Raw genomic sequence first — 17,386 nt, 5'->3', positions numbered from 1 at the left:
TTACTTATTTTCTGGACACATACTCATTAATTCTTCTGGTAATCCTACGCAATTAGTAATAGGATTTCCCTCGAAATTTAACTGAGTTAACTTAGATAAACCGGATAAAGGTTGGATATCTGTTATTTGGTTTTCCCGTAAATCCAATAATTCTAACTTAGATAAACCGGATAAAGGTTTGATATCTGTTATCTGGTTGTCACCTAAAAACAACCATTCTAACTTAGATAAACCGGATAAAGGTTTGATATCTGTTATCTGATTTGACATTAAATTCAAATTTGTTAAATTAGATAAACTAGATAAAGGCTTGATATCTTTTATTTGAGTTTCTATTAAATACAAAAGTATTAAGTTAGATAAACCGGACAAAGGCTTGATATCTGTTATTTCATTTCCTGATAAAGTCAAATAAGTTAAATTAGATAAACCAGCTAAATGTTTGATATCTGTTATTTGGTTTAACATTAAATTCAAATTTGTTAAATTAGATAAAGCGGATAAATGTTTAATATCTTTTATTTGGTTTGACATTAAATTCAAATAACTTAAATTAGATAAACCAGATAATGGGTTGATATCTTTTATTTGGTTATACCCCAAACTCAATTGTTTTAAGTTAGATAAACCGGATAATGGTTTGATATCTGTTATTTGGTTTCCCGATAAACTCAATTGTTTTAAGTTAGATAAACCGGATAATGATTTGATATCTGTTATTTTGTTCCCCACTACATTAGTCTGTGGCAAAGAACAACAAAAAAATTTGTTCTCATTATAACCTAAACTCAAATCAGTTAAATTAAATAACCCTGACAAAGGACTAATATCTGTGATTTGGTTTGACATTAAATTCAAATAAGTTAAGTTAGATAACCTTGATAAAGGCTTAATATCTGTGATTTGGTTTCCCTCTAACTTCAAATAAGTTAAATTAGATAACTCTGCTAAAAGTTTGATATCTTTAATTTTGTGATAAACTAGACTTAGAGAAGTTAGATTTTTTAGTTTCTCAATTCCTGCTAACGATTTAATTTCTTCATCATCGGAATTAAAAAAACCCTTAAAAAAATCATCATTCTCTATCTTTAACTCTGTAATTTTCGCTAAAAGACCATCATTCTCTATCTTTAACTCTGTAATTTTCGCTAATTTATCTACTGTTAAAGGTGTTTTTTTACTAATTCCTAATTGTTTTCTAATTGCATTTTCTAAAACTGGATCTACAAATTTCACCTCAGTTTGCTGTTGCTGTGCCAAAATATTATTAATGGGGTTTGCTTTAATCATATTAGTATTACCTAAAATTAAACTCATGCTAACCGCAGCAAGCAATAAATTTTTTCTCATAGTTTTAACTCCTAATTTCACTCCATAACAAAAGGTGGTTTTCTCAGAACATAGACCACTAATTGAGATATTATAATCAATGGTGGGTTATGCCTTCGGCACACTTCGTAAACGTTCCTCAACACAACCTACAAATACCAAACTTGGGGGTAAAATAGGAAACTTTGAACATTCTTGTCCTCCCAGAATTGGTAGTTAGGGGACTGTTCGGTAAGATTTAAAATTTTCCAATTCACCTTAAAAGGGATATTTGATAATATTTATTTCCGGCGTTGCTGATTTTGGGGATGAAAACAATTTTGCATATATTCAAAACCCTTGTAGAGACGTTCCATGGAACGTCTCTACACTCAAAAACATCCCGCATTTATGCAACGCCTTATTTCCTACCTTTAATACCACTAATTTTTAGAACATCGCTCATAGTTGCACAGTAATTAGGTAAATTGAAACTGCTGGGATTAATGGCGTTAGCATAGCTAAAATGACGATAGTTCATACAAAATCTATCCCAAGCTGCCATTTGAATCCGAAATAAAGCAATAATCACATTTGCTAAACCTAAAGATAGAGGAATGCGAAAGTAAATCTTTTTACTTAAATAAGCACAAACTTCTTCTATAGCTTGATTAGCAGTTAAAGCAGATTGACCTAAAACAAATCGCCGTGGTTCTCCTGCTTGTGGTGGATAATCAATTAAATATTGAACGACTGTGGCAATATCTTGACCATGAATGAAGTGAAAACTGCCATCTGCTTGTAAAAAACGAATGATATTAATATATTTAGTAACTTCGGGAATACCAGATGTGAGATGAGAATAAGGTTTTGTTTCATCACCACCTAAGACTAGGGTAGGAAAAACTGTAGTGATTTTGGGGAAAATAGCTAATTTTTCGATTTTATGTAAACAATCATATTTAGAACGGATATAGTCTGTACCGATTTCTCCTGCTTCTTTGAGTGGTTGATTGTGGTGATTTAGGACACTGGCTGTTGAAAAATAAATTACCTGTTGACATTTCTCAGGATTTAGCAGGTTCATTAATTCTATAGTTTTGGAGACATTGATATCAAAAATGCCGTCACCACCCCAAGAAGTGGCTGTTAAAACCGCGATATCAATGGTTTTGAGTAAATTAGAGAAATTCGTAATTTCTTGCATATCACCCTGTAAAATGGTGATTCCTGGACGGGCTGTAGTATCAACTTGTAGTTTTTTTGGGTTTCTCACCAATAAATAAAGTTCGTGATTGGTGTTTTGAATTAAGGCTTCGCTGATATAGTGACCGATACAGCCACTTGCACCTGTAACTAAAATCCGTTTTTTGGGCATGAATTTCGGAGTTTTGGTTTTTATTTGTGGATGAGATTTGATTGATAATGTGAGATTAGATTTAGCCCAGTTCTAGACTTGTTACGCCAAAGATGCGGTTCATGGGTAAATCTGGAGTTTCTTTAGTGTACATCCGGGCGGCTTCAAATCCTGGCTGCATTTGGTGACGTTGCACTAAGGCGATCGCCTGTGGGTTAATATCGGGAATATCAATAAACACTGAAGAATGAATACCTTTGGTTAACAATGCTTGGAATATTTTCTCAGCAATCTCTTCGTTGTCGGCAAATAAGGGACCTATTCTATAACCTGATTCGCTGCGGCGAATGACTCCGTAACCTGTCAAATGTCCATCATTGAGAATACCACAGGCGGCACTGTTTGGTAAATTCAACCAATTTTTCAGGAATTTCCTTCTTTCGGCGGGGAAAAATTGACGATCATAGGTAACTAAGTCCTCAAAAGGAACTGTGTCCAGGAGGACGATATCAGGAGATATTACTCCACCACCTGTTTTTTGGTAGCGAATATGTTTATAGGCGATGTGAAAACCGGACTTTTTGTAGTTCTCCTGTTGGGCAATTACTCCATCTAAGCCGATGTTGCGGTTAGTACCGAGATATTCCATTGCTGCTTGCCAAAGTTTGATGCCAAAACCACGCCCACGATATTCTGGTTTGACGATGTAAAAGCCTAAAAAACCGAAGTATTCGTCGTAAGCAATAGCGGAAATACACCCAATTGGTTCACCGTTTAACTCACCCAATAAAAAGCCCTGGGGGTCAGTTTGATAAAAAGACTCAGCATCATAGATACCTGGATTCCAACCTTCAATTTTTGCCCATGTAATAGCTATATCTACCTCTAGCCTGTTCATGGGGCGAATTATCAAGGTGTCTGTAACCATAATATCGTGTTAATTATTTGCATCAATAAATTAATTTATGTTCAGTAGGAAGAGGATCACCTGTCCCTACTGAATTTGGTAAAACAAGAGTAGCTGACTAAACCAAAGCATTAAGCTGCTTTGCGGTTTCAAAGAAGAATGCGACGTTTTCTTCTGGTGTTTCTGGAAGTACACCATGTCCAAGATTGAGGATGTGTCCCCAGTTGCCGGCTTTGCGAACGGTATCCAAAACGCGATCGCGGATAAATTCCTTGGAACCAAATAACACACCTGGATCAAGATTACCCTGTACTTTCACGTGCTTACCTAATCTAGCTCTGGCATCTGCCATATCTACTGCCCAATCTACAGTAATTATATCTGCACCAGAAGCGGGCATTCTTTCCAAAAGCCCTGCACTACCTGTCACCAACAAAATTAATGGTGTGTCAGGATGAGTTTTTTTGACTTTCTCGAACACCATTTTTTGATAAGGTAAAGCAAAGGTGTCATAATCTTGGGGGCTTAATTGTCCTGCCCATGAATCGAACATTTGCACTACTTGAGCGCCGCAGTCAATTTGATAGCGCACATAATCAGCAATGGAGTCAGCTAATTTTGTTAATAGCTGATGCAGAATAGTCGGGTCTGAGAAGGCCATGTTTTTGATGATGGAATAGGTTTTTGAACCTTTACCTTCCACCGCATAAGCTGCTAATGTCCAAGGTGCGCCGACAAAGCCTAACACTGTGGATTGATTGCCTACTTCTTTACGTAACGATTCCAAAATCGTTTTAATAAACGGTAGTGCTGTTTCTGGATCTAGGGGACGCAGGTTTTCAATTTGTGCTTGAGTGCGTATGGGCGAATAAATAATCGGTCCCTTCCCTTCCGCAATATCCATGTCAATCCCCATTCCTGGTAAGGGGGTGACAATATCGGAAAACAAAATCACTCCATCGGGTTGGAAAGCTCTCCAGGGTTGGAGGGAAACTTCAATCGCTACTTCTGGAATTTCTGAGCGATCGCGGAATGAAGGATATTTTTCCCGCAAATCCCGATATGCTTTCATATATCGTCCCGCTTGTCGCATCATCCAAACAGGGGGACGATCTACTACTTCACCACGTGCAGCCCGAAGAAGGAGAGGAGCCGTTGAGGAAACACCCATTTAACACTTCATCCTAAGTCACTTTTATATGTCACTGTTTAGCTTATCATCCTCAGATTACGGTTTATCAACACATATCAAAAGCTCTTAGAATTGCTTTACTTAACTTAATAAAACGTTAAAAATTTAGGAGTCAGGAGTTACAATGCTAGTTATTTTTCACTCCAAATCACTTCTAAACGTTTTTGTGCGTCTTCTAAAGCTGCTTTTGCCGAAGATTTGCCTAATAAGGTAGTTTCAATAGCTCTACCCAAACTATCCGCAATCCGATTATAGCCAGCTACAGAAGGAACAGAATGTGCTACAGATAACTGTTCAAAAAATACTTTGAGTAAGGGGTTTTTGTTAATATATTGCTGATAAGTTTGACTACGAGCAGCAGAAAAAGTAACTGGCAAAAAACCCGTTTTCATAGTCCATTCTGTTTGAAATTCTTCACTTAAGACATACTCTAAAAATGTGAGTGCGGCTTTTTCTCTTTCTGGTGAAGTTTTCATTACAAACAAACTAGCAGTACCTGTGACTGTTGCAGGTATTACCCCAGCTGGTACAGGAAACACTTGATGATCAACTGGAGATTTCATGATTAATGTCCAAGGCCCAGTAATCTGCATTGCTACGCGACCTTCCAGAAAAGCATCCTCTTCGTAACCTCGTTCGGGAGCAGAAAGCAGAACTGAGCCATCTTTGATCAGGTCTTGCCAAAATTGTAAAGCGGCGATCGCACCCGGATTAGTTAAACTTGGGTAATGATCAGTGATAATCTCTCCTTGGGCAGCAAACAAAAACGGCAACCAACTAAAAACTGTCCATCCTCCCTTACCTAAAGGTAGTAAAATTCCATACTGTTCCGGCCGATGATCTCCATTTTTATCAATAGTCAATTTTTTCGCTACTGCTCTCAATTCTTCCCAAGTCTTTGGTATTTCCGTAATTCCTGCTGCTTGGAAAAGCTTAGGGCGATAAAAAAAACCAATATTACTGGTTTGCATAGGAACAGACCAAATCTGACCATTTATCTCCATTCCTGCTAATAGATTTGGTCTAATATCTGACTTAATTCCCAAGTTTTTTAACCAATCGTCTAAAGGTTTAATTGCTCCCAATTCTACAAACTGTCCAGTATATTCTGGGTAAAAAAATAAAATATCTGGTGAAGCATTACCAACAAATGCTGTTAATATCTTTGGTAATTGAGGATCTGGTTGAAATATAGGCTCAACTTGAATATTCTGATGAGTTTGATTAAATTTATTTACCAGCGTTTGAAAAAAATCTCTATTTTCAGGAGGATTGAGTGAATGCCAAAGTGATAAATGAATTACTCCTTGATCTTTTGGTTTTATTTGCTGACAACTGAATAAAAATAGCAGACAACAAACCAGAATAATTCCTAAACGAGAAATTAGTTTCATCCTGTAGAAAATGTGCTGGACAAAATTAATGATTTTGGATGAGAAAAAATTAATATTCATCTATAGTTAGGAGAGAATAATAGTCAAGTTCATTAGAAATCTCCAGAAATTAAATATGCGGTGTTTAGAACCCTTGTAGAGACGTTGCATGCAACGTCTCTACAGCCTTTTTTGGAGATGTCTATTTCATTACGTTTTTTCATCAAACACTTGCTGGAGCAACATTTCTAAGCTATTAGCACAGCTAGACTCACTAAAAAATCTTTCTATTTGCTCAGAACGGTCTATTATTTCTTGAGGTGTTTCTACATGACTAATAATTGCTGTTGCCAAAGCATCTACATCACTGATTGGGACTAAAGTTCCACAGTTCAGCACTTCAGAAATCTCACGGGGTCCAACGGGACAATCAGAGGAAATAAAAGTTACCCCACTAGCCACAGCTTCTACAAGCACCATCCCAAACCCTTCATAATGAGAGGCAAGTATAACTGCTCTAGATAATGAAAAGTAAGTTCTAGGATTAGTAACAGTACCTGCAAATAAAACAAGATTACTAATTTCTAAAGAAGTCGCTAATTCTTGGATTTCTGTTTGTAAATCACCATCTCCTAGTAAAATTAATCGGATGTTGGAGTGATATTGACTAGCTTGAGCAAAAGCTTTGAGTAATGTTTGATGATCTTTTTGATGATGAAATCTAGCAGCAGATACAAAGGTAATTAAATCAGGGCTTTTTAACCACGATTCGGCTGTAGGATTTAACGGCTGATGACTTGGATCAGGTATTGCTGGATTATAACATATTGCCATGCGACGAGAATTTAAGCCAAGATATAAGAATCTTTCATATAGACTTTTACAAACAAATACTAATCCACTAGCTTGCTGAAGACTACGCAAACTAATCCAATTATCAATCCGTATAAATAAATTCTGTAATAGTTTTATGAGTGAGTATAAACTGCCTTTGCTTTCAGCAGGTAGTTCAGAAATAACATCAGTATGAATATAACTGATAGAAGGAACTGAAAAACGACCAGGAATAAGTTGAGAAAAATAAAAAAGTTTGGTGAGAAATGCGGTATGACAAATAATAATATCTGGTTTTAAATCAGAAATTACTTTCCTTAATTGCATAGCTATCCATATTTGATGTATTAGTCCACCAATATAAAATGAACTGCCGGAAACTTTCATAATTATAAGTTTTTCCGATGCTTGAAAATTTACCATCCATTGTGAATCTAAGTCAGTTAATACTACGGTAGAGACTTTGTAACCGGCTTTTTTTTGAGAAGAAATTAACGAATCCGCAGTTCTTGGCGCTCCACCAATGTTACTCAAAACTAGATGACAAATATGTGGGTTTGATTTTATCATTAGCTTTATGATTTCAGCTTAATTAAACAACCTTAAATTAGGAAATTAGGACATCTCTGAAAAAGTTTTAGTAATACTATTTTCTCCTCTCGTATAATTATACGTTTCTGGTTTGGTTATTTTAGCAGTTTTGAATATTTTTTCGGCTCTTGCCCACAATTCTGCATCTTCTCCATAGGCAATATGTTTAAATCCTCCTAATTCAAAAAATACTTTTCTCTTGCCAAAAAATGTTGGACCCAAAACACAATCTCGAAGATTAATTAATTTACCTGGTTGATAATAGTCAGCCATGAAAATTTCTTCTTCACAATAAAATCCGCCTTCGATTAAATCAATTTCTGGATTGGCTTTCATGTACTCAATCCGCGATTCTAAATGATTTGGTTGATAGGAATCGTCACTGTCAAGCAAGGTAATATATTGACCAAAAGATGCTTGAATTCCGGCATTTTTGGCATAACATTGTTTTTTATTTTGATGTTTTAAATAACGAATGTTATTGAATTTTTGTAGATAAGGATTGACAATTTCAAAGGTATGGTCTTGGCTACCATCATCAGCTATAATTAATTCCCAATCAGGGAAGGTTTGATTGATAACACTGTTAATAGTTTTATCTAAATATGTGGCTCTATTGTAGGTACACATAACTACTGATATTTGAGGAACTGGGTCAAAGTTGATAGGAGTCATAGGATATTAATGTTTGGTAAGAATTTAGGAGTCAGGAGTCAGGAGTCAGGAGTCAGGAGTCAGGAGGCAGAAGGCAGGAGGCAGAAGGCAGGAGGCAGGAGGCAGAAGGCAGAAGGCAGAAGGAAGGCAGGAGGCAGGAGGCAGGAGGCAGAAGGTTTGAGAAATAGGTTAGTGATCAAATATAGCGGTATGCACTTGAATGAGATACACAATTAATGTCAAAAATCCAGACGCTCAAAGACTTTCAACTCTGTTCTCTGTTCCCTGTTCCCTGCTATAGGTGTTTTTGGCGTTAACCTAAAAAAGCTGAATGCTTAGATAAAATCATTTATAAACTAGCATGAGTATCATACCAAGGTTCTTTAATATTCAGTGTTTCCAAAAGCATCCTGCCTAAAGGTAAGCGGGAAATTATGCCTTTGACTCCAAAGATGTTGTAGTTTGTAAAAATGCTTTTATATGCCTTGATTACTTCACTTTCTGATAGCCAATCACCTGGTGTTTCTTTTCCAAAAAGTCCACTAGCACCATATTCAAATTGATAGGGAATATATTTACCTTCTTTTGCTGGTGAGGGACAAAGTTGTTGAGTTACTTTTGCTTGATTGACGGCTTTAAATTTCTGATAACCAAGTTCTTTCAATAATTCCAATTCCTCAAGCAAAGCTGGCCAAGAGGCTTTGGTGGATTCTATAGATATAAACTGTGGTTTAGTGTCAAATTGCTGTAATGCTTTGACGCATAATAAATCAGAACCTTCAATGTCTACTTTCAGGTAGTAGGGAACTCCAAATTCTGCCAAAATGCTTTCAAATCTGCGTCCTGTGACAGTTATCTCCACTGAACGAGTACCAAAAGAGCGATCGCTTTCCTTGACTCTATCGGGTGAAATTGTACCCCAAAAACTTTTATCTAAGTTCGCATAAAAGGTGATAGGTTCGTCTTGCGGTGAAACTGCAACATTTAAAAGGGTAAGTTGACCACTTTCAACATAAGATTTGAGGCGGTTTTTTGCAGATTCATAAATGTCGGGATGAGCCTCAATACCAATAACTCGAAAACCTTTTTTTAAGTAAAATTCTGTATCCTGTCCTGTGTGAACACCTACATCAATTATTAAGTTTTTATCCATAAAAAATTTACTCCTTAAATAAATACGATAATTAATTTATTATCAATTTACAGCAATTTTACACTATTGATGATGTTAAAATCCAGAATTTATAGGATTAATAATTATAATTAAATTTAAGTGTAAAAATGATACATTTTTTTGCTATAATGGGAAAACAAAATTTACTTTATAGTCAAATATCAACAATATTATGGCGCAGGTTGCACTTCCAGCTTTTCTAAGTGATTATTACCAAAATGCATTTAACTTAAAACAGCATTTACAAGAATTTTTGCATTTGGATTCAGAAACACTAGAGCAAAAGTTAGCGGCAGGTACACAACAGTTAGCCGAGTTAGGACATAGAGATTTTGATTGGGAAACAGCAACTACTTTTTATCGTGACAAAGTGGGAGAGATTTATTTATTTGAGTTGGGAGCATGGCATTTAGATTGTCTTAAAAATCTTGAAAGTACGTTATTTTTGATTGTAGATCATGCCCAAGGTCTGGTGTTAGATTTTGGTGGTGGAATTGGCACTCATACTATTTGTGCTGCCCTTTGTCCTCAGGTTGAACAAGTAATCTATTGTGATATTAATCCTCTGAATCGTGATTTTGTTCGTCATCGAGCCGAACAGTTAGGGCTAAGTCAAAAAATAGCTTTTTGTTCAGAAATGCCTCCTGAGAAAACTTTTGATACAATCATTTCTTTTGATGTTTTAGAACATTTACCTGATCCCTGTGAACAGTTGCTTTCGTTCCATCAAGCCTTAACACCTGAAGGTAAAACTATTCTGAATTGGTATTTTTTCAAAGGCTTTAATCAAGAGTTTCCTTTTCATTTGGATGACCCAAAAGTAATGGAAGCCTTTTTCAAAACTATTCAGAGTAAGTTTGTGGAAATTTTTCATCCTTACTATACCACGGCTCGTTGTTACCGTAAGTGGGTTTGAAAAAAATGCGTCATGAGTATGGTGAAATCTCTAATACCCCCTGATTTGCATCCAAAGTAGCCATTACACCTACAGGTAAAGCTGTATTGGGGCTATCATGACCAAAGGATAAATCTGAAACTATGGGAATATTTAAGTCTGATAATCTATCTTGCAAAACTTCCTCTATACTCAAACTAGGTATATTAGGTGGTGCGTCACACTTGGTAAATCCTCCCAAAGCAATACCGCAGACTTTAGATAAAACCCCACTCAAACGCCATTGAGTTAACATCCTATCAATTCGATAGGGTGGTTCTGTCACATCTTCCAGCGCCAATATTACACCATCAAGGTTAGGTAAAATCTGTGTACCCAAAAGATGGGTAGCCACTGTTAAATTACCAGGAAGCAATATTCCTGTAGCCACTCCACCACCCCAACCATTCCCCTTTGAAGGTGCGATCGCACGGCCTTCTAAAATATCAAATAACCGCTGTATTGACCATTCTGGCTCATCTACCAGGGTAGTGAGGACGGGACCATGTACACCCGAAATACCAGCGTTGTACAGACTCCACAACAGGGCTGTGATATCAGAAAAGCCTATCAACCATTTTGGATCTGCGGTGTTTTGTTGCCAAGTCCAATCTTCTAAAATGCGGGTACTCCCAAAACCACCTCTAGCGCAGATAATACCCCGACATTCCGGGTCATTCCATGCTGCTGCTAACTGTTGACGACGGTGGGGATCAGTACCGGCAAGATAACCATATCTACTTTCTAGGCGATCGCTAATTTCAACATGATAGCCGTGGGCTTTCCAAATTTCCAAACTTTGTTCAAACGCCGCAAATTCTCGCAACGCACCACTAGGAGCAATAACGCGCAATAAATCACCAGGTTTTAGAGGTGGTGGTAAAATAGCAGATTTGAAATTGGACATTTTGGTGATTGGTAATTGGTAATTTGTATTGATGATTGGTGATCAGATTATCATGTTTGTATTGTTGATTGTGAAATTATAAAAATCAGAATTTTTAAACAATTCTGGGAATTTAATTTCCCCTGAACTAACAACCATCTTAATTACAAATTACGAATTATTAATTAGGTTTTTTTGTACTCGAATCAGTTCTTTGTCCGGGAAAGCTACGCATACGGTTAATTTTATTTAAAGCATATTTAGCTATTGCTTGTACTTCTGGATCTGGATCTTCTAAGGCATAGCGTAAAATTTGACTCATCTGTGCCATCATGTCATAAATTCGCAATAAATCACGGATAGCATTTTTCCGTACTTGGGGATTATTATTTTGCATAGATATTGCCAAAGCACGGTTCATAGGTTTGAGGGTACGAGTCCCAATTTCTGCCAATGCTGACAAAATCAAACCTTGTTGTTGAGAATCTGCATGAATCAACAAGTCTACCAAAGGTTGAACTGCACGTGAATCACCTTGTTGAGCAATATTCCAAATTGCCTTGCGTTGTTGTGCCAAATCACCACTCTGTAAATCTGCCATTAATCTGTCAAACAAATTGAGTGTGGATACCACAGAAGTATGTTCAACTGGTAATAATTCTGTTGTAGAAATTGGTGATGGCACAGAAGGAGCAGATTTGAGAAAAAATCTTGGTCTTTTTTGAGTAGATGGATTTAAAAGGGGTTGTTCGGAATTAGCAGATTCTACATCTGGCTTGCTATCAGCTAACCTTTGGGCAATGTACAAAAATGCGCTCACAGTTCCTAAAAAACCAAAACTGATTATTTTCCAAAAATTATCATTGTTTGGCTGAGGTTGTACTTGAGTTTTTATTTTCTCCGTCACAGGAGGAGAAGTCTCACATTTAATTTTCTCGGATAAAATTTCTTGGAGATGCTGTCTTGTAGACTCATCAGCAATACCATCGGCTTTCTTTAAACCTTGTTCTTGCTGAAATCGAGTTACGGCATTCTGGGTACTAGAACCATATTGTCCATCTATTAAATCATTGTAATAACCTAACGCCTTGAGTTGGACTTGAATTACTTCCACTTCTGCACCTCGAACACCTGGACTAAGAACCATTAATGGCATAGGTGCTGATTTAGGTGTAGCAGTTATGGCTTGATTTGGATATAAACCCAGACACAGACAAGACGATAATATCAGGAGGGAATTAGTGATTGGTAATTGGTAATTTCCGATTGATAATGGTTTTTTATCCCTCATTTTACTCATCTCCTGCTGATTAAGTTAAGGTAAAATTTCTGGTTCGGATTTTCTGACAGATAAAGCAATATTTGTAAATTTTTTTGCGCCAGATGCTTCTAAAACTGGTTGTTGTTGAGTATGTTTTTCATTGACAGCCACTGTTTTATTATGACCTGCTAAATTTTCTCGTTGGTTAATTAAATAAATACTAATTAGAGTTAGGAAAACTCCCACCCATTGAATGGGACTGAGAACTTCTGAGAGAAAAAGATGACCAAATATCAATGCAAAAACAGGTGTGAGAAAAGTGAGAGAACTTAAGCTAGTGAGATTCCCACTGGAAGCAAAGTAGAAGAATAAACCATAAGCGATCGCACTGCCAAATATAGTTGCATAACTTAAAGCCAACCAATCAGAGATAACCAAACCTTGCCACTGTTGCGATTCCACCACAGCAGAAATTCCCCACAACGGCAAACTACCTAAAATAATATGCCATCCAGTCGCTGTCACCGGGTCAGCATACCTACACACATAGCGAATCAGCACAGTTCCCACAGCCATTGATAAAGCTGCCAGTAACATCAACCATTCACCACTCGCAAACAATTGTTCCCAGTTATCAGCTGTAATCTTTACCCCAGAGTCCAAAAGATGAAAAATCCATTCTTCCGGCAAGCCAATTAAACTAATACCTGTGACTCCCAATCCTAACCCTAACCATCCCCAAAGGCCAATATGTTCTTGAAATAGCCACAAGGAAAGTAAAGCTACTGCTAAAGGTTGAGAGTCAATCATCACAGAACCTAAACCCGCACTGGTTCTAACCAAACCCTCTGCTAAAAAGCCTTGAAATAACGTACCATCAACAAAAGCAAATATAGTAATCCATAGCCATGCTAACCATCCTTTTGGTTGGGGTCTACCCATAAATGCCCCAGCGATAAGAATTAACACCCCCGCAGGTAGCAAACGGACTCCTGCCATGAATAAGGGTGTGGTATGGGGTATTACACCTTTCATAGCCACCATTGCCGTACCCCAGAGGAAAAAAGGGGCAATTAACAGTAGGGAAGCTACGAGAGATTTAGATCCTCTGAGTTGCAGTTGCATGAGTGGTTTTGGTGTTTAGTAAATTAGGTGGAAAGATTACTTTACCTAATTTTACAGAAACATTGCTTTTTGTGTTCGTGTAGCATCTGAGAAACCAGGAATTAATACCTAATAGTAACAAAAGTTACAATAATTGACCTGAAAGACTAAACAGCGAATCGAGTTTAATTATTCTCCCAACTCCTGAATTTTTACGACATGGAAATAAATTTTAACCCTTACTATAAAACAAAATTGGGTACTGCTTATTTAGGCAACAGCTTGGAATTGATGGCAAATATTCCCGATGAAAGTATTGATTTAATTTGCACCTCTCCACCATTTGCACTGGTTCGTAAAAAAGAATATGGCAACGTTGATGCAGACCAATATATTGAATGGTTTCAAGATTTTGCAGTCCACTTTCACCGGATTCTGAAACCGACTGGTTCATTAGTTATTGATATTGGTGGTAGTTGGATTAAAGGAATGCCAGTTCGTTCTCTTTATCATTTTGAATTGGTTGTTGCTATGTGCAGATCAAAAGAAAAAGGTGGATTAGGATTTTATTTAGCACAAGAACTATATTGGTATAATCCAGCCAAACTACCCACCCCGGCTGAATGGGTAACAATTCGCAGAGAAAGAGTTAAAGATGCAGTAAATACAGTGTGGTGGTTGTCTAAAGAACCCCATCCTAAAGCTAATAATAGAAGAGTTTTAAAGCCTTATAGTAAATCAATGCAAAATCTGCTCAAGAATGGCTATCAGCCGAAAATTAGACCATCAGGACATGATATTTCTCATAAATTTGGTAATGACAGAGGAGGTGCTATTCCTCCTAATATTATTGATGGACGAGAGAATAAAGAACAAGAAGAAATGGGAAAACCAATCCTTCAACCAGAAGAAATATTTTCAGAAGATTTCATCCAGCCGGTAAATGTAATTTCTGCTTCTAATACTGCTTCTAATGATTATTATCAAAAGCGTTGTAAACAAGAAGGTATAAAACCACATCCAGCTAGATTTCCCCAAGCATTACCAGAATTTGTAATTAACCTGTGTACAGAACCAGGAGATATAGTTTTAGATCCTTTTGCTGGTTCTAATATGACAGGTCGAATAGCAGAAACTTTACAAAGACGTTGGTTAGCTTTTGAGATTGATGAAGATTATATCAAAAGTTCAAAGTTGAGATTTGAAGAAAATGCTGCCAGTGAAATATAGTCTGAATCAGGATTTACGGTTACTGAGCGAAATCGTTCGCGGAGCGTGGCGTTAGCCATAGTATCAGATTAAAGGTTGCTAAAGTTTATAAGCCTCCGCAGTACAGGTTAATAGTTGTTGCACCTGAGCAGAAGTTTTATCTGCAACTAACTCAATTTTGCCCTGGGTGTTACGATACCAAGATGTGGCTTGCACAAGAACCTCTGGGGATTGGGGTATTTGGGCTTTGACTGCGCTGATTTTGTGGTGTGCAGAGATATTTCGGATATCAGACCAAGTGCGATCGCTCTGAATATCCTGTGTGGGATTTTGCGGTACACCACCCCTACCTGTAGCAACAAAACTACTACCACTGGTATCTGCACATCCCGTAGCGATTTGTTGGGAAGCATCAGTCACATTTGCAGGTAATTCTATCAAGCCAGAGTTGGGGTCAACACCAATAGTATTAACTTTAACTGTGCCATTCACCCCAAATTGCGAACTAGCGGTAATATCATTTTCTAGTGTCATTTCTGAACGATATTCTAATCCTAAAATACCCTGAGTATTAATGTTAATATTGCCACCTGTGCCTTGAAAGGCATTAGCAACGATATCACTGTTTTCCCAACCAAAAATGATTGGTGAATTAATGGTAATATTGCCGCCATTACCGTTGCCTTGTGCTGTAGAGGTAATTTGGCTGCGATCGCGCAATCGCAAAGAGTTACCCACTTGTATATCTATATTGCCACCATTACCAGATAATGTTCTAGCTTCGATGAAAGCTTGATTTTGTAATTGGATAGTATTGGCATTAATTTTGAGGCTGCCACCATCACCAGTACCTTGATTGGTAACGGTCACAGTTCCTTGATTCTTCAGGATGAGGTTTGGTGTCGTCAGGTCGATCGTACCAGCATCAGCGGTCAACTTATATTCTGTTAGTCCAAATAACTTCTGCAATACTGAGTTGAGAATGAGAGCAGAGGAGTTAATAGCACTTGGTGTTAATGGATTGTAACCATTAACTTCCACAAATTCCGTAGCATTGATCTTCACATCCCCGGCATGACCGATAAAATATGAACTTGTGCCGATTGAGGCACCATCTATGACTTTTAACCTAGAGGTATCTATGGTTAAGAGTTTAGCATTGCCAACATTGAAAGTGACTGAGGCAATTCTTGTACCAAAAGGAGAGCTATTACTACTCTGCACAGTAGTATCTAGATTGCGAACCACAATTTCACCACTAGAACCAACACCCCGCGATACAGAAGACAGTCCGCCACCATAAGATACAAGTAAACTATCACCCTGGACGAAAATATTACCTGCATTCCCAGAACCAAATGTACTGGTGTTAATAAAACTGCCACTGGCGTTGAGGTTTGATAAGCCTGATATTTCTACATTTTTGGCATTAACCTGGATATTCCCACTGTTAGACACTCCATAAGTGTTACTACTTAATATCCCTCCATCGTAGAGATTGAGTTGAGGGGTAATAACATTGATATTGCTACCAGTTCCCTGGTTCCAGGTTTCACTCCGCACCCCACTTACTGCACCAATGAGATTCATGCTTTCGGTTGCTTGAAGATGCAAATTCCCGCTAGGGAGATTACCTTGATTTTGCGCCAGTACCAGTGAACCATCGGTAAATTGAATCTGCTTACCTTGTATCTGCACAGAGCCTGAATTCACACCACTGACATCTATTAGGGATTTTTGAGCAACTTGAATATCTCCAAAGCTGTTTACGTTCCCGTATCCCAATGTATACCCTTGAGTTGTTGATATCAGGTCAACAAATTCTGAGCTACCCACACTACCCAACTCAATGTTACCAGTTTCTGCTGTTAGCGTTGCTCCATGCAAATTCAGATTACCACCCACCAACGCCAGGGTTGTTCCCGGTTTTACTTTCAGTTGTGTCGGACTAGGCGTGTGAATAATGGGAGAGAGTATATTAGTGATATTTAAGCTATATCCTGTACCTTGTGCAATAATCTCTCCAGAATTTTGTCCCATCTGCAAGCCAATTGGCACACTTATCGTTAACAATGGCGACGTATCGCGGTTATTTGTCTGAAATTCCGTTCCATCAGCAAATTTAATGCTATTGGCAGTTGTGGCGACAAATGAACCACCAATATTTAAGCTGGCATTTTGCCCAAAAATTATGCCTGCTGGGTTGAGTAGGAATAAATTAGCACTCCCATTAGCACTGATTGAACCATCAATGTAGGAAGTAATACCTCCTGTTACCCGACTAAAAATATTTTGAATATCAGCAGCATTGTTAAATGATGCAGAACCACTACTAGGCACAGAGAATTGGCTGAAGCTATGAAATAAATTATTGCCAACACGAGTACCATTGGTGATGGTGAAGCTATTGTCATTTTGGAAGACGGTAGTGTTGAGGGTAGCATCGGGAATTACTTGAGCGTTAACCCAACTGCTGCAAATCCCAGATGTTAACATTCCACTGATTAAAGCCAACCAAGTACAAGTTACTTTCATCACCTCATTCCCATTTGAAATTACTTAATATATTATAGGTTTCCCAAATTTATATTTTTACTAACGG

14 protein-coding genes are annotated in these 17,386 nt (G+C 37.5%); 2 read left to right on the top strand and 12 right to left on the bottom strand.

Annotation, left to right across the window (positions count from 1 at the left end; translation table 11 throughout):
- From ACLLO5_RS18680 to ACLLO5_RS18645, 8 genes are all read right to left on the bottom strand, one after another.
- Entirely contained in the window at positions 1–1,350 is a 1,350-nt protein-coding gene (locus ACLLO5_RS18680) for a leucine-rich repeat domain-containing protein (protein ID WP_413171977.1), read from the bottom strand.
- Positions 1,351–1,729: 379 nt separating this feature from the next.
- The gene (locus ACLLO5_RS18675; protein ID WP_413171976.1) at positions 1,730–2,686 is read right to left on the bottom strand and encodes an NAD-dependent epimerase/dehydratase family protein; all 957 of its coding nucleotides are present in this window, start codon (positions 2,684–2,686) and stop codon (positions 1,730–1,732) included.
- Between the two features lie 61 nt (positions 2,687–2,747).
- Positions 2,748–3,593: a GNAT family N-acetyltransferase gene (locus ACLLO5_RS18670; protein ID WP_413171975.1), complete on the bottom strand. Its 846-nt coding sequence runs from the start codon at positions 3,591–3,593 to the stop codon at positions 2,748–2,750.
- 97 nt (positions 3,594–3,690) lie between these two features.
- A complete protein-coding gene (gene hemE, locus ACLLO5_RS18665; protein ID WP_413171973.1) occupies positions 3,691–4,743 on the bottom strand; it encodes a uroporphyrinogen decarboxylase in 1,053 nt (350 codons plus the stop codon).
- Positions 4,744–4,895: 152 nt separating this feature from the next.
- Positions 4,896–6,218, bottom strand: coding sequence for an ABC transporter substrate-binding protein (locus ACLLO5_RS18660; protein ID WP_413171972.1), 1,323 nt, complete (start codon positions 6,216–6,218; stop codon positions 4,896–4,898).
- A 129-nt stretch (positions 6,219–6,347) separates the two neighbouring features.
- Entirely contained in the window at positions 6,348–7,541 is a 1,194-nt protein-coding gene (locus tag ACLLO5_RS18655) for a glycosyltransferase (RefSeq protein WP_413171971.1), read from the bottom strand.
- A gap of 45 nt (positions 7,542–7,586) precedes the next feature.
- Entirely contained in the window at positions 7,587–8,237 is a 651-nt protein-coding gene (locus tag ACLLO5_RS18650; RefSeq protein WP_413171970.1) for a glycosyltransferase family 2 protein, read from the bottom strand.
- A 328-nt stretch (positions 8,238–8,565) separates the two neighbouring features.
- A complete protein-coding gene (locus tag ACLLO5_RS18645) occupies positions 8,566–9,369 on the bottom strand; it encodes an FkbM family methyltransferase (protein WP_413171969.1) in 804 nt (267 codons plus the stop codon).
- A gap of 193 nt (positions 9,370–9,562) precedes the next feature.
- On the opposite strand from ACLLO5_RS18645, the gene ACLLO5_RS18640 reads away from it, so the two are divergent.
- Positions 9,563–10,306 carry a class I SAM-dependent methyltransferase gene (locus tag ACLLO5_RS18640; protein ID WP_413171968.1) on the top strand — a complete coding sequence of 248 codons (744 nt, stop codon included), beginning with the start codon at positions 9,563–9,565 and terminating at the stop codon, positions 10,304–10,306.
- Positions 10,307–10,316: 10 nt separating this feature from the next.
- Here ACLLO5_RS18640 and ACLLO5_RS18635 read toward each other — a convergent pair whose 3' ends face one another.
- The 3 genes from ACLLO5_RS18635 to ACLLO5_RS18625 form a co-directional block, all read right to left on the bottom strand.
- Positions 10,317–11,231 carry a S66 peptidase family protein gene (locus ACLLO5_RS18635; RefSeq protein WP_413171967.1) on the bottom strand — a complete coding sequence of 305 codons (915 nt, stop codon included), beginning with the start codon at positions 11,229–11,231 and terminating at the stop codon, positions 10,317–10,319.
- A 160-nt stretch (positions 11,232–11,391) separates the two neighbouring features.
- Positions 11,392–12,510: a peptidoglycan-binding protein gene (locus tag ACLLO5_RS18630; RefSeq protein ID WP_413171966.1), complete on the bottom strand. Its 1,119-nt coding sequence runs from the start codon at positions 12,508–12,510 to the stop codon at positions 11,392–11,394.
- A 15-nt stretch (positions 12,511–12,525) separates the two neighbouring features.
- Positions 12,526–13,596, bottom strand: coding sequence for a DMT family transporter (locus tag ACLLO5_RS18625; RefSeq protein WP_413171965.1), 1,071 nt, complete (start codon positions 13,594–13,596; stop codon positions 12,526–12,528).
- Positions 13,597–13,794: 198 nt separating this feature from the next.
- Between ACLLO5_RS18625 and ACLLO5_RS18620 the strand changes: the two genes are divergently transcribed.
- Positions 13,795–14,805 (top strand): DNA-methyltransferase, encoded by a 1,011-nt coding sequence (locus ACLLO5_RS18620; RefSeq protein WP_413171964.1) that lies wholly within the window; start codon positions 13,795–13,797, stop codon positions 14,803–14,805.
- A gap of 78 nt (positions 14,806–14,883) precedes the next feature.
- Here the strand turns inward: ACLLO5_RS18620 and ACLLO5_RS18615 are convergent, their stop codons facing one another.
- Positions 14,884–17,319 (bottom strand): filamentous hemagglutinin N-terminal domain-containing protein, encoded by a 2,436-nt coding sequence (locus tag ACLLO5_RS18615; RefSeq protein ID WP_413171963.1) that lies wholly within the window; start codon positions 17,317–17,319, stop codon positions 14,884–14,886.
- Between the last annotated feature and the right edge of the window lie 67 nt (positions 17,320–17,386).

It is taken from the genome of Anabaena azotica SJ-1, from assembly GCF_047275885.1.
In the GTDB taxonomy this organism is placed as follows: domain Bacteria; phylum Cyanobacteriota; class Cyanobacteriia; order Cyanobacteriales; family Nostocaceae; genus Trichormus_B; species Trichormus_B azotica_A.
Note: the sequence above shows the minus strand (reverse complement) of the source record. Positions and strands in the feature narration are given on the sequence as shown.

Bases quoted from the DNA above. Each gene is read 5' to 3' on its own strand.
- ACLLO5_RS18680 (WP_413171977.1), bottom strand. From the start codon at position 1,350: ATGAGAAAAAATTTATTGCTTGCTGCGGTTAGCATGAGTTTAATTTTA.
- ACLLO5_RS18675 (WP_413171976.1), bottom strand. From the start codon at position 2,686: ATGCCCAAAAAACGGATTTTAGTTACAGGTGCAAGTGGCTGTATCGGT.
- ACLLO5_RS18670 (WP_413171975.1), bottom strand. From the start codon at position 3,593: ATGGTTACAGACACCTTGATAATTCGCCCCATGAACAGGCTAGAGGTA.
- hemE (WP_413171973.1), bottom strand. From the start codon at position 4,743: ATGGGTGTTTCCTCAACGGCTCCTCTCCTTCTTCGGGCTGCACGTGGT.
- ACLLO5_RS18660 (WP_413171972.1), bottom strand. From the start codon at position 6,218: ATGAATATTAATTTTTTCTCATCCAAAATCATTAATTTTGTCCAGCAC.
- ACLLO5_RS18655 (WP_413171971.1), bottom strand. From the start codon at position 7,541: ATGATAAAATCAAACCCACATATTTGTCATCTAGTTTTGAGTAACATT.
- ACLLO5_RS18650 (WP_413171970.1), bottom strand. From the start codon at position 8,237: ATGACTCCTATCAACTTTGACCCAGTTCCTCAAATATCAGTAGTTATG.
- ACLLO5_RS18645 (WP_413171969.1), bottom strand. From the start codon at position 9,369: ATGGATAAAAACTTAATAATTGATGTAGGTGTTCACACAGGACAGGAT.
- ACLLO5_RS18640 (WP_413171968.1), top strand. From the start codon at position 9,563: ATGGCGCAGGTTGCACTTCCAGCTTTTCTAAGTGATTATTACCAAAAT.
- ACLLO5_RS18635 (WP_413171967.1), bottom strand. From the start codon at position 11,231: ATGTCCAATTTCAAATCTGCTATTTTACCACCACCTCTAAAACCTGGT.
- ACLLO5_RS18630 (WP_413171966.1), bottom strand. From the start codon at position 12,510: ATGAGTAAAATGAGGGATAAAAAACCATTATCAATCGGAAATTACCAA.
- ACLLO5_RS18625 (WP_413171965.1), bottom strand. From the start codon at position 13,596: ATGCAACTGCAACTCAGAGGATCTAAATCTCTCGTAGCTTCCCTACTG.
- ACLLO5_RS18620 (WP_413171964.1), top strand. From the start codon at position 13,795: ATGGAAATAAATTTTAACCCTTACTATAAAACAAAATTGGGTACTGCT.
- ACLLO5_RS18615 (WP_413171963.1), bottom strand. From the start codon at position 17,319: ATGAAAGTAACTTGTACTTGGTTGGCTTTAATCAGTGGAATGTTAACA.